This window comes from Erythrobacter crassostreae (assembly GCF_019204045.1).
Classification (GTDB): Bacteria; Pseudomonadota; Alphaproteobacteria; order Sphingomonadales; family Sphingomonadaceae; genus Erythrobacter; species Erythrobacter crassostreae.
Genome location: NZ_JAGSPC010000002.1, coordinates 18,126 through 30,924, shown reverse-complemented (window position 1 = coordinate 30,924; position 12,799 = coordinate 18,126). Strand labels below are relative to the sequence as shown.

11 protein-coding genes are annotated in these 12,799 nt (G+C 56.0%); 7 read left to right on the top strand and 4 right to left on the bottom strand.

The window, feature by feature from the left end; all coding sequences use genetic code 11:
- The first annotated feature begins 2 nt into the window (after positions 1–2).
- Together KCG46_RS10815 and KCG46_RS10810 are read left to right on the top strand one after the other, a co-directional pair.
- A complete protein-coding gene (locus KCG46_RS10815) occupies positions 3–1,238 on the top strand; it encodes an SAM-dependent methyltransferase (protein ID WP_218405445.1) in 1,236 nt (411 codons plus the stop codon).
- A gap of 30 nt (positions 1,239–1,268) precedes the next feature.
- Positions 1,269–2,498, top strand: a complete 1,230-nt coding sequence (locus KCG46_RS10810) for a serine hydrolase domain-containing protein (protein WP_218405444.1) — start codon at positions 1,269–1,271, stop codon at positions 2,496–2,498.
- A gap of 8 nt (positions 2,499–2,506) precedes the next feature.
- Here the strand turns inward: KCG46_RS10810 and KCG46_RS10805 are convergent, their stop codons facing one another.
- From KCG46_RS10805 to purF, 3 genes are all read right to left on the bottom strand, one after another.
- Positions 2,507–2,860 carry a PilZ domain-containing protein gene (locus KCG46_RS10805; RefSeq protein WP_255551966.1) on the bottom strand — a complete coding sequence of 118 codons (354 nt, stop codon included), beginning with the start codon at positions 2,858–2,860 and terminating at the stop codon, positions 2,507–2,509.
- 163 nt (positions 2,861–3,023) lie between these two features.
- Positions 3,024–3,740: an SDR family NAD(P)-dependent oxidoreductase gene (locus KCG46_RS10800; RefSeq protein ID WP_218405443.1), complete on the bottom strand. Its 717-nt coding sequence runs from the start codon at positions 3,738–3,740 to the stop codon at positions 3,024–3,026.
- A gap of 3 nt (positions 3,741–3,743) precedes the next feature.
- The gene (purF, locus tag KCG46_RS10795; RefSeq protein ID WP_218405552.1) at positions 3,744–5,231 is read right to left on the bottom strand and encodes an amidophosphoribosyltransferase; all 1,488 of its coding nucleotides are present in this window, start codon (positions 5,229–5,231) and stop codon (positions 3,744–3,746) included.
- 231 nt (positions 5,232–5,462) lie between these two features.
- On the opposite strand from purF, the gene KCG46_RS10790 reads away from it, so the two are divergent.
- From KCG46_RS10790 to KCG46_RS10780, 3 genes are all read left to right on the top strand, one after another.
- Positions 5,463–6,701 (top strand): lipoprotein-releasing ABC transporter permease subunit, encoded by a 1,239-nt coding sequence (locus tag KCG46_RS10790; protein ID WP_218405442.1) that lies wholly within the window; start codon positions 5,463–5,465, stop codon positions 6,699–6,701.
- The gene (locus tag KCG46_RS10785; RefSeq protein WP_218405441.1) at positions 6,694–7,368 is read left to right on the top strand and encodes an ABC transporter ATP-binding protein; all 675 of its coding nucleotides are present in this window, start codon (positions 6,694–6,696) and stop codon (positions 7,366–7,368) included. The genes KCG46_RS10790 and KCG46_RS10785 overlap by 8 nt, the downstream gene beginning before the upstream one ends.
- Positions 7,369–7,445: 77 nt before the next feature.
- The gene (locus KCG46_RS10780) at positions 7,446–7,925 is read left to right on the top strand and encodes a glutathione peroxidase (protein ID WP_218405440.1); all 480 of its coding nucleotides are present in this window, start codon (positions 7,446–7,448) and stop codon (positions 7,923–7,925) included.
- 9 nt (positions 7,926–7,934) lie between these two features.
- Here the strand turns inward: KCG46_RS10780 and KCG46_RS10775 are convergent, their stop codons facing one another.
- Complete coding sequence (locus tag KCG46_RS10775) at positions 7,935–8,225, bottom strand: DUF6958 family protein (protein ID WP_218405439.1); 291 nt, start codon at positions 8,223–8,225, stop codon at positions 7,935–7,937.
- Between the two features lie 102 nt (positions 8,226–8,327).
- Between KCG46_RS10775 and dnaE the strand changes: the two genes are divergently transcribed.
- Both dnaE and KCG46_RS10765 read left to right on the top strand, forming a co-directional pair.
- On the top strand, positions 8,328–11,816 hold the full coding sequence (dnaE, locus tag KCG46_RS10770; RefSeq protein WP_218405438.1) for a DNA polymerase III subunit alpha: 3,489 nt from the start codon (positions 8,328–8,330) through the stop codon (positions 11,814–11,816).
- Entirely contained in the window at positions 11,816–12,637 is an 822-nt protein-coding gene (locus KCG46_RS10765) for a helix-turn-helix domain-containing protein (protein ID WP_218405437.1), read from the top strand. Before dnaE ends, KCG46_RS10765 begins: the two co-directional genes overlap by 1 nt.
- Positions 12,638–12,799 lie beyond the last annotated feature (162 nt).

The following is a 12,799-nucleotide window of genomic DNA, read 5'->3' as shown; positions in this document are numbered from 1 at the left end:
GCATGACGACGCAGGGGATCAGAGGCGACGAATTGCTGAGCGGCGGAGCACGTTTTGCGCCGCGCCCGAACTTGCTTTCGCGCCTGTTCGCACCTGGTTTCAAGACCATGCTAGACCGCGTGGACAAGGGTTTCGAGCGCGGCTCGATAACCGCGAAGCTTCCCGACGGCACAACCCGCGTCCTGGGCGGTAGAGCGCCCGGCTTTGATGTCCATGTTGATCTGAAAGACTGGCGTGCATTGCTAAGGCTTGCGACCAGCGGCTCTGTTGGCTGGTATCAGGCGTACGAAGCCGGTGAATGGGAGGCTGACAACCACGCGCATCTGTTCGCGCTGATGTCTGACAATGCGCGCACTCTGGGCGATACTGCGCGCAGTTCCGGCTTGTCAAAATGGGTCGCGCGCGCGGCGCACTATTTTAACCGCAACGACCGCGCCGGTTCGGTTCGCAATATTTCCGCGCATTATGACCTGGGCAATGATTTCTATCGAGCATGGCTTGATGAAACGCTGACCTATTCGAGTGCGCTGGCATATGGCGATGACGGCCTTAAAGCGGCGCAATTGCGTAAGCTTGATGCAATTTTAGCGCGGTTGGGAGATGCCAAGGACGTTCTGGAGATAGGCTGCGGTTGGGGCGCGTTAGCGGAGCGTATCGAGAAATCGGATGCAAAGGTGACCGCGATCAGCCTGTCGGACGAACAGCTTGCCTATGCCCGCCGAAACCGGCCCGCGTCCATCGCGTTTGAAAAATGCGATTACCGCGATGTTTCCGGACAGTTCGATGCAATTGCCAGCGTTGAAATGGTGGAGGCGTTGGGCCGCGAATATTGGCCGACATTCCTTGATTGCGTCGCTTCCAACCTGAAACCAGGGGGCCGTGCTGCGATCCAGTATATCTCCATGGCGGATGACTTGTTCGAGACATATGCGAACAGCGCCGATTTCATCCAGGCATATGTCTTTCCCGGCGGAATGCTGATCAACTCTTCGGAGTTCAAAGCCTTGGCAGAGGCGAGAGGCCTTGAATGGCGCGACCAACTCGATTTCGGACGTGATTACGCCGCAACTCTGAAAGAATGGCGCATCATGTTCGATCGCGCAGTTGCAGAGGGCCGTCTGCCTGAGGACTTCGATGACCGATTTGTCAGATTGTGGCGGTATTACCTGTCATATTGTGAAGGCGGGTTCCTCGCCGGAAATATCGACGTTCATCAGGTGACGCTCGTCAAAGCTTAGACTATCGTCCCTGCAAGAGGAGACGAGAACATGACAATTCGAAACGCTGGACTTGCCGGAATTATCGCCGTGGCGCTTGCTGGATGCAGTGCCAGTTATGGCGCTCCTGAAAAGAACGCGCAGGCTGTCTCTACTGTTGCGACCACTCAAGCTATTGCCGTCCAGCTTGTGGCTCCTCCCGAGCGCGACCCTTCCGAATTGCAGGTCTTGTTCTGGAATGACGCCCAGCGTTCTGAGCGTTTTCGCGACATGGAAAACTGGTTTGCAGGCCACGAAGTGCCGGCCGCGCTGGAAACACGCGATTTGCCTGCAGGCGCTCCGCTAAGCGCGGATATTCAGGCAGAGATTAAGACGCTGATCGAAGAAACGAACACAGCGGGCGTAATGGTGCTTCAGGGCGGCAAAGTTCGCTTTGAAGGATATGGTTTGGGCCTCGAAGCGCAGGATCGCTGGACGAGTTTCTCCGTCGCGAAAAGCTTCACCTCGACGCTTCTTGGCGCTGCGGTGAAAGATGGGTCGATTGAAAGCATGGACGACCAGGTAACTCGATACATTCCGGAGCTAACTGGATCAGCGTATGACGATGTCACCGTTGAGCAGATCGCGACCATGACCAGCGGCGTCGCTTGGAATGAGGATTACACCGATCCTGAAAGCGATGTGTCTCAGCTAAACAAATATGTCGTCGAATACGGACCCGATGCGATTGTCGAACAGATGAAGCGCCTTGATCGTGAAGCGGAGCCGGGCGAGAAATTCAAATACAAGACTGGCGAGACCAATCTGATTGGTTTGCTTGTCGAAAACGCCGTCGGCATGTCGCTTGCCGAATACAGCCAAGCCAAGATTGTCGAGCCTGCCGGTTTTGCGGGCGGCATGTTCTGGATGACTGACCCACGCGGCGGCAATATCGGCGGGTGCTGCCTGTCGCTGCGCCTGTCTGATTATGCTCGCATGGGTGAGTTTGTGCGGACTGGCGGTTTGCAAAGCAACGGTACATCGATCGTGCCCGAGGGATGGTTTGCCAAAGCGGGCGGCCAACAAGTAGATTTCGGCGGCAACGGATTTGGTTACGGATACCAATGGTGGACTTATCCGGGCGGAAATTTCGGCGCGCAGGGCATTTTTGGTCAAGCCATCACGCTGATCCCAGAGGCTGATCTGGTCGTGGCGCGGGTCAGCAACTGGCCGACAGCGACCAGCAGCGAATATGGCGAGAAATGGCTCCGGTTTGCGTACAAGCTTAGCACGCAGCCCTGACAGCGCGTTCAGATCGCTGTGCGGTATATGCCGGTGTTGCTGTAACGCTGCAGGATGTTGTCGTGCACGATCGGGCTCAAAAGCTCGGTGAACGCGCAGCCGACGATGCAGTTATCCCACCAAACGACTTCGCTTTGGAGCGATTCGAGGCCGGGGAGGGTGAGCCAGCAAACCTGACCTTCATGCATCCGATTGATCGATGCGGCGGAGAAGCCGGATATCGATAAATCCTGAACCACGCTTTGAAACGCGCGGCCGCCCGATGCCCGCACAGTCGCAGGAATTGTCAGCTTTGTACGCGGTGAGCAGCGATCCTCCTGCGAGGCGACGCTATATCTGTCATTTTCGGTCGGCATAGCCATTAAAACCCTATTCAAGCAGCGTTTGGTCTCTTCGCCGTTTGGTCTTCGGTCATTGGTCAATGACAGCATTCAGCCCTCCAGCCTTTCGACCGGATTACAAAACAGGGTTAATTTGGGCTTCACTAAAACTTCTGCACGAATTTCGCCGCAAGAACGAAACGCTTCAGCCTTCGACCCGCTCGCGGTGGCCGGTTTTGAAGTCTTCCTGCACGAGCGCAGTGATCCGTTCAGCGACGGCTTCTGGCGGTTTCACCGTCTCGGGATCTTCGCCGGGATAGGCGCGGGCACGCATTTCGGTGCGAGTGGCCCCCGGATCGACAATCGCCACGCGCAATGGAGAGATTTTCTCGCTCTCGGAGGCATAGCTTTCCAGAAGATTGTCGAATGCTGCCTTGGTTGATCCGTATGCAGCCCAGAAAGCGCGCGGGTCAGCCCCCACTGAACTGGTCAGGCCAATCACGCGGCCATTTTCAGCACGGCGGATTAGGGGATCAAACGAAGCAAGGATCGCCTGTGTAGCGACGACATTAATCATCAAAGCCTGATTGAATTGCTTCGGGTCGATCTGTGAAACTGGTGTTAATTCGGGTAGATAAGCTGCTGACAGGCAAAGGATATCAAGTGTTTTCCAGCGGCCTGCAATGGCACCTGCCAGACGGCTGACGGCATCCGGTTCGGTCAAGTCGACCGGAGCAATCGTGGAGGAACCGCCTTTTTCGTGAATTTTGTCTTCGATCAATTCAAGCGCTTTGACCTTGCGCGCGACCAAAATTACATGCGCGCCGGCTTCGGCAAGGGCTATCGCAGTCGCCGCGCCAATCCCGCGGCTCGCGCCAGTGACAAGGGCAGTTTGCCCATCAAGCGGTTTCGTATTTGTCATGGTTTAAGCGGCCTTAGGGTCGGCAAATGGCAGTTCAGCGGACTTTTGATCGGTCTGATTGAAATCTGTGAGGGTGGTCGGATACTCTCCGGTAAAGCACGCATCGCAGAACTGTGGGCAGGCCTTGTCACGGGTTTCCGATCCGACAGCGCGGTAGAGACCATCAATCGAGATAAACGCGAGGCTATCGGCCTGAATAAACTCCCGCATAGGCTCGATATCCATGCGCGCAGCCAGCAACTTGCTGCGTTCAGGGGTGTCCACACCGTAGAAACAGCTATGCGCGGTTGGCGGGCTGGCAACACGAAAGTGAACCTCCGCGGCGCCTGCTTCACGCATCATCTCTACAATCTTAAGACTGGTTGTCCCCCGCACGATGGAATCGTCGATCAAAACGATCTTCTTGCCTTCGACAAGCCCGCGATTGGCATTGTGCTTGCGCTTTACGCCCGATGTGCGTGCGCTGTCCGAGGGTTGGATAAATGTGCGGCCAACATAGTGCGAGCGGATAATGCCCAGCTCGAATGGAATACCGGACTCCTGAGCATAACCGATTGCCGCTGGCACGCCGCTGTCCGGAACAGGCACGACGAGATCAACTTCGCAGGGCGATTCCATCGCGAGCTGCGCACCAATAGCCTTGCGCGCTTCATACACGCTGCGTCCGGCAAAGATGCTGTCAGGACGGCTGAAATAGACGTGCTCGAAAATACAGGGGCGTGAAGGCTGCTTGCCGAACGGATGAAGGCTTTTGATTTCGCCCTCAAAATCGACCTGAATCATTTCGCCGGGCTCGACTTCGCGGATCAATTCCGCGCCGATCACGTCGAATGCAACGCTTTCGCTGGCGAACACCACTGCTTCGCCCATGCGGCCCATCACCAATGGGCGAATGCCGAGCGGGTCTCTGCACGCGATCATGCCCTCAGGTGTGGTGACGATCAGAGCATAAGCACCTTCGACCAAACGCAGCGCATCGATCAAACGGTCAGCAATCGTGGGATACCGGCTTGTCGCGACGAGGTGGATGATGACTTCGGTGTCTGAGGTCGATTGGAAAATCGAGCCCTTGTTAACGAGGTCCTTGCGAAGGGACTGAGCGTTTGAGAAATTGCCATTGTGAGCAACCGCGAAACCGCCACTTGCAAGCTCAGCATAGAGCGGCTGCACATTGCGCAGGCCCGCGCCGCCGGTGGTGGAATAACGCACATGGCCAGAGGCCATATTGCCGGGCAATTCGGAAATAGCCTCGGACGATGAGAAGTTCTCCGCCACATGGCCAAGTCCGCGGCGTGAGAAGAACTCTTTTCCGTCGTAACTCGTAATGCCGACAGCTTCCTGTCCGCGATGCTGGAGGGCGTGCAGGCCCAATGCTGTCGCGGCGGCAGCATCCGCGGCGTTGATTGCGCCAAAAACGCCGCATTCCTCGCGCAGCTTGTCGCCATCGTCGTCCAAAAATGGATGGGTGATATTGGTGCGTGAAATTGACATCGCCAGATCCGTCCGCTGCGCTGCTCCGTCGGGTGTGAGGTCAATGGCGATGTTACGGATCAATTACAAGCGCTGTGGGGCCTCTAATGCCCTCATTTTTGCGTCTGGTCATGCTGCCGATGCGTGCAAGAGAGGCGGTTACTCACAATCGTGTGGGGCGCATACATTGTGTGCGCATAGGTGCCCGCCTACAGCCTGCGTTCACAAGTAATAAGTCAGCGCGCAAACTTCATGCTTACTCCTTTCGAAAGAATGATCGCCAAAAGGTATCTCTGGCCCGGTAAGGGGGAGGCCTTCATCGCGCTTGTCGCTGGTATATCGGTCGGCGTGGTGATGCTTTCTGTCGCGATGCTGGTGCTTGTCATGAGTGTCATGGGCGGTTTTCGCGGGGAAATGCTCGACAAATTCGCCGGATTGAACGGTCACGCCGTGGTTCAGGCCTATGGCGGTAAGCTGGAGAACTGGGAAAACACTCTCGATCAAGTGCGTTCGACTGAAGGCGTCGTAAACGCATCTCCGTTGATTGAGCAGCCCTTGCTCGCGAGTTTTAATGGCCGCGCGGTTGCGATTTTCGTTCGCGGAAACACGGCTGAGGACATTGCTGATCTGGGCGAAAAGGTTTTGCTTGGGGAGATTGAAACCTTGATCCCCGATTCCGGGAAGGTCGCCATCGGTTCCCGGCTCGCTTCCAACATCGGCGCGCGCGTCGGTGACACAATCACCATTATCAACCCGCAGGGGCGCACGACGCCCTTTGGTACGTCTATCCGTCAGGTTGGGTATGAAGTCGGCGCGATCTTCGAGATCGGTATTTATGATTTCGACGAGACTTTTGTGATTATGCCGATGCAGGACGCACAAACGCTCTTGCTGCTCGGCGATACTGTTGGCCTGATCGAAGTTACTGTTACCGATCCTGATAATGTTGGTGAAATTCTCGCTCCGGTTGAGGAGGCGCTGGTTGGCCGCGCTGTCATCGCCGATTGGAAACAGATCAATTCGACCCTGTTCGAAGCGCTGGAAGTTGAGCGTGTGGCGATGTTCTTTGTTCTCAGCTTCATGGTGTTGGTTGCGTCTTTTAATATTCTTTCGAGCCTTGTGATGCTGGTCCGCGCCAAAACTCGCGACATTGCAATTATGCGCACAATGGGCGCCACCCGTCGCAGCTTGCTCAAGATTTTCGTGACGACCGGAACAACAATCGGGACGCTGGGAACTGTGACCGGTTTGATACTGGGTTTCGTATTGCTCTATTTCCGCAACGGGATTGTAGACGGGATCGCGTATCTGACAGGCGTCGAGATCTGGGACCCCTCGGTGCGCTTCCTGACTTCGTTACCGGTAAGGGTCGACCCCGGAGAAATTATCGGCATTACCGCTCTCGGCATCGTCTTGAGCTTTCTCGCCACTCTCTATCCTGCGTTTAAGGCGTCCAATACCGATCCGGTGCAGGTGCTGCGTTATGAGTAGTCCGATTGTATCGCTGCGCGCTCTGAAGCGCAGCTTTGAACAGGGCGGCCAGCGCATTGATGTTCTGCGCGGTGTGGACCTCGATATTCAGCCCGGCGAGATTGTCGCGCTGCTTGGACCGTCGGGTTCAGGAAAATCAACCATGTTGCAAGCCGTTGGCCTGCTCGAAGGTGGTTTCGAAGGCTCGATTGCGATTGCTGGCGAACGAGCGGAGAAATTGCCACCTGACGGGCGCACGCGGCTTCGGCGAGAACATCTGGGTTTTGTCTACCAGTTCCACCATTTGCTGCCGGATTTTGACGCGACAGAGAACGTCGTGATGCCGCAAATGATCGCAGGCACATCGCGTGATGCTGCTCTGGATCGCTCCCAAAGCCTGCTTACGAGCCTTGGCCTTGGGCATCGTCTCACACACAGGCCAAGCCAGCTTTCCGGCGGAGAGCAGCAGCGCGTGGCGGTGGCCCGTGCTTTGGCGAACCAACCGACACTGGTTTTGGCGGACGAGCCGACCGGCAATCTTGATGAAAGCACGGCGGATACGGTGCTGGGACAATTTCTCGAACTCGTCCGCGGCGAAGGCAGCGCGGCGTTGGTTGCGACGCATAATGAACGCCTTGCGGCCCGTATGGACCGGGTCGTTCGCTTGCATGATGGTCTGCTGAACTAACGCACTCGATTTCTAGCCGCCCTGTTCATCGCGTTTTGAGCGCCCACATGAGTCGTTGTAGAATTCAGGAGTGTATCATGACAATCATTGCCGATTTCACCGTCACCACTAATCGCGGTGAAGAGCTCGACCTTTCAGAAAAGAAGGGGAAAGTCCTGCTTGTGGTCAACACTGCCAGCAAATGCGGGTTTACCCCGCAATATGACGGCCTGGAAAAGCTGTTTCAGGATTTCAAAGAGAAGGATTTCGAAGTTCTCGGTTTTCCGTGCAACCAGTTTGGCGGGCAAGAACCGGGCAATTCAGACGAGATTGCCGAGTTCTGCAAAGTCAATTTCGGTGTGACATTCCCGCTTATGCAAAAGGTCGACGTGAACGGCCCCGATGCCTCGCCCTTGTTCGATTGGATGAAGTCGGAAAAGAAGGGTCTGATGGGCTCTACCTCGATCAAATGGAACTTTACCAAATTCCTGATCGATCGCGATGGCAATGTCGTGAAGCGTTACGGTCCGCAGGACACGCCCAAGCAGATCGCGAAAGATGTCGCAAAATTGCTCTGATCGCAGCGTTCAATTCCAATGCCAGCGAAGCGGCTTGGTCAGCTCACGCTTGAGTAAGCTTTTTGCTTCCAGATCGAGTTGTACAGTTTTCGCCCACCATCCAGCCGTTTGCCCGTTCGGGCAATGGGCATCGGATAGGTGGGGTCTAACGGCTTCGCGTATTTCCGCCTGAGATAGGCCGGGAGACGCTTTGGGAAGGGCCGCTTCGAATGCGGCCCGCATTTCCGCATACTTTGCGGCGTCCACGTGAGAAGTCTTGCCCGGGGTGTTGACGTTTTTGACCTCGATTTTGCCCGCCATTTGAAAGTTCCCATCCTTTCGTTTCCGTTTGCCCCCCAGCTTATCCCCAACACCGCCAACCTCCAACTTGAAAGCAGGCGGTCAAGGCGTAACTCTGTAACGATGCCTTTTGCTCCGTTCATTCCGCTGCGTGTTCTGTCGTCCTATTCGATGCTTGAAGGGGCGATTGATCCCAAGGCAATTGCCAAACTTTCCAAGGAACGCGGCTTTCCCGCAATCGCGATTTGTGACCGGAACGGACTGTATGGTGCGGTGCTGTTTGCAGGTGGATGCAAGGGTGAGGGTGTTCAGCCGATCATCGGGACATTGCTGGGCGTGGCGCGTGATGAGGATGGCAAGCAGGTCGATTACCTGCCTCTCTACGCGCAGGATGAGACAGGCTATGACAATCTGTGCCACCTAGTTTCCAAAGCGCACCTGGATCGCCCGCTTGAGCTTGATCCGCATGTTTCGATGGCGGACCTTGAAGGTCATACCGATGGCTTAATCGCGCTAACTGGCGCGGGCGAGGGCGCGTTGACTCGGTTACTTGCAGAGCAACAAACACCTGCGGCCGAGGCAGTGTGTGACCGGTTGCAAAAACTGTTCCCTGATCGCTTCTATATAGAGCTTGCTCGCAATGGTATGCCAGAATGCGAGCGCGCCGAAGACGCTCTGATCGAGATGGCGTATGACCGCGATTTGCCGCTGGTCGCGACCAACCCTGCGAATTATGCAGAGCCGCATATGCACAAGGCGCACGATGCCATGCTGTGCATCGCAAACTCGACCTATGTCGAAAATGAGGATCGCCCGCGCTCGAACGCAGCGGCGTTCGTGAAATCGGCGAGCATGATGGATGAGCTGTTCGCAGACTTGCCCGAAGCCATCGCCAACACCCTCATCGTGGCCCAGCGCTGTGCCTATGCGCCGCCTTATCGCGACCCTATCCTGCCAAGCCTTGCCGGTGATCTGGAGGGCGAGGCGAAGATGCTCGCGGACCTGTCAAAATCCGGCCTCGAAGCGCGGTTGGAACCTTACGGCGAGATGTCGGATGAGGATCGCAAAGTCTATTTCGACCGGCTCGATTACGAGATTGGCATCATCGTCAATATGGGCTTTCCGGGCTATTTCTTGATCGTTGCCGACTTCATCCAATGGGCAAAGGATCAGGGTATTCCGGTGGGGCCGGGTCGTGGTTCTGGTGCGGGTTCTATCGTTGCGTGGGCGCTGACTATCACCGATCTCGATCCGATCCAGCTTGGCCTGCTGTTTGAACGTTTCCTCAATCCGGAACGTGTGTCCATGCCCGACTTCGATATCGATTTCTGCGAGACGCGTCGCGGCGAGGTTATCCGCTATGTTCAGCAGAAATACGGCGCGGATCACGTCGCGCAGATCATCACATTTGGTAAGCTGAAAGCGCGCGCCGTGCTGCGCGATTGCGGACGTATCTTGCAGATGAGTTATGGTCAGGTGGACCGGCTTACGAAGATGGTGCCCAACCATCCGACAGACCCGTGGACCTTGCCGCGTGCGCTCAACGGAGCCTCCGATTTCAAGGCGGAATACACGAACGATAACGAGGTAAAGCGCCTCGTTGATCTGGCAATGCAGTTAGAGGGTCTGCCGCGCAACTCATCCACCCACGCTGCCGGTGTGGTGATCGGTGATCGTCCGCTGTCGCAGCTTGTCCCGCTTTACCGCGATCCGCGCTCGGATATGCCGGTGACACAGTACGACATGAAAAATGTCGAGAGCAGCGGGCTCGTCAAGTTCGACTTTCTTGGTCTAAAAACGCTGTCGGTCCTGCGCAAAGCGACGGACCTGCTGGAGCTGCGCGGGATCACAATCGATCTCGGCCTGCTGCCGCTCGACGATAAAGCCGTCTACGACCTTATGCAGGATGGTAACACGGTCGGCGTGTTCCAGCTGGAATCCGAAGGAATGCGGCGGACACTGAAAGCGGTGAAGCCGTCCAATTTCGGCGATATCATCGCGCTCGTTTCGCTGTATCGTCCCGGCCCTATGGACAACATTCCGCTGTTTGGTCAGCGTAAGGCTGGCGAAGTGCCGATTGAATACCCGCATGAAAAACTTGAGGGTATTCTCGCCGAGACGTACGGCATTTTCGTCTATCAGGAACAGGTCATGCAGGCCGCGCAGATCCTTGCCGGATATTCGCTCGGCGATGCTGACCTTTTGCGCCGCGCCATGGGTAAAAAAGTTCAAGCCGAAATGGACGTCCAGCGCATCCGCTTTGTCGATGGTTGTAAAGAAGTATCTGGCATCGAGAAGAAACAGGCCAATGAACTGTTCGATTTGATCGACAAATTCGCAGGTTATGGTTTCAACAAATCTCACGCAGCGGCCTACGCCTTGCTCGCGTATCAAACCGCTTGGCTCAAAGCGCATTACCCCGAAGAGTTTTATGCCGCATCTATGTGTTTCGATCTTCACCAATCGGAGAAGCTCAACATCTTTGTTGATGATGCGCGGCGCTATCCGAATGATGAGGGCGGGGTGACTGTTCTTCCGCCGGACATCAATTCATCAGAAGCGCGCTTTACCGTGCAACAAACGGATCACGGCTATGCCGTGCGATATGCCCTCGCAGGTATCCGCAATGTTGGTGAAAAAGCGATGGAGGCCATCGTCGCAGAGCGTGAGGCCAATGGTCCGTTCGAAACGCTTAAGGACCTGTGTGACCGGTTGCCGCAAGGCTCCATGAACCGGCGTCAGCTCGAAGGCTTGATCTGCGCCGGGGCGCTTGATGGCCTAGAACCCAATCGCGGGCTGCTCTTTGCCAATGCTGATATGCTGCTGGCCGTGGCAGATGCTGCTATGCGCGAACGATCAAGCGGGCAAGTCGGATTGTTTGGCGGCGAAAACGCAGCGGAGGATGACCTGCGGCTGCAACCAGCCGATGACTGGCCCCGCATCGAACAAATGTCCAAGGAGCGCGAAAATTTCGGGTTTTATTTCTCTGCCCATCCGGTCCAGCAATTCCGCGATGTTGCTTCGGCTCAAGGTGCGCGCACCTATCAAAGCCTGATGGAAGCGGGTGCGCCAGTTGGCGGGCGCAGCAGCGCAGTGGTCGCGGCGATGGTGGAGAGCGTGAACAAAGGCCGTACCAAACGCGGCGCCGAGTTTATTCGAGCGGATTTCTCTGACACGTCGGGGCAGTTTTCTGCCGCATGTTTCGAAGAATCGCTGGTCGATAGCTTCCAAAAATGGGCTGAAGACGCAGAATGCGTGCTACTCACTGTAGAGCTGGATTCGCCTAATCCGGGAGAGCCACCGCGCCTGACAGTCCGCGGCGCGAAACCGCTTTCTGCGGTCAGCGGCAGCACAAAAATGATGCTGCGGGCAGACATCCTGAGTGTGCAAGCGCTGAACGATCTCAAGCTTGAACTGGCTAGGGCCGAAAAAGCGCCTGGTGAGGTTCTGCTGAGACTTGTCCTAGACGCCGATGAGGAAGCGTTCGTGCACCTTGGTCGCAACTTTGTCCTCGACGGTGAGTTGGCAGAACGGATTGCCGATGTCGAAGGTATCGAGAATGTCGAGCTCGCACCGGTTCGCGGCCGCGCCAACTTGAAATTGGTTGCTTGATGAGCGCTACGCTCGCCGATTTAACTGAGAAGGAAAAGGAAGCCCTGCGGCTACTCCTCGCGGGGCATGATGCTAAATCGAGCGCGGCTCAACTCGATCTTTCGGTGCACACGGTCAACGATCGGCTGCGCAATGCGCGCCGCAAATTAGATGTGTCGAGCAGCCGCGAGGCCGCAAGAATTTTGGGTGTCGCCGAAGAGACCGCACCACAAAATTCTGCGCACACATCTTTCGGGATCGCCGATGCGGGCGATGGGGCGGATACTGCAACCCTCAACAACACAGAGCCCAAAAGGTCATCTGGCCTCATCTGGCTCGCAGGAGGAATGCTAATCATGTCTATTCTTATCGCAGCCGCCATCATCGGTGTCGTCTATTCGGGAAGCGAAGAGTCTTCCGTCAAAACTGAAGAAGTGGCCTCAACAGAGGCTACTGCGCCGCAATCCGAGACAGCGTCAGATATGACCGAGGAACAGGCAAGTCCCGCAGCGCTAAAACGAGCCACCACTTTCATCGCTGCGGTCGATGCATTGAATTGGGAAGGGAGCTGGAACGTGGCCGGTGAATTCTTCCAGACTTCGACAAGTGCAGAGGAATGGGCGGAACTGGTTGAACCAGTTCGTAAGCCGCTAGGAGCGGTTTCTGAACGCCGATTGGTTTCAGTTCAGCAAGTCGAGACATTGCCCGGGGCACCAGAAGGTGACTACGAAATCTTGATTTACCAGACCAAATTCACCGAGGTCGAAATCATCTCGACGGAAACAATCGTGACCGTCCGAAACGGCGACGGTTTTGATGTCGCGGGATATTTCATCAACTAAATAGCGCGTATCTGCGCACTCATAATCCCAAGAGGGGGGCGGTTTACATTGCCTCCTTTTTTGCGATGCTGAACCAGTTGCAGTTCGATACGATTGCCAATCTCCGCGCGGAAAGGCATGAACGGTGCCAACATATTTGATCAGTCATTTGGAGAGAGACGA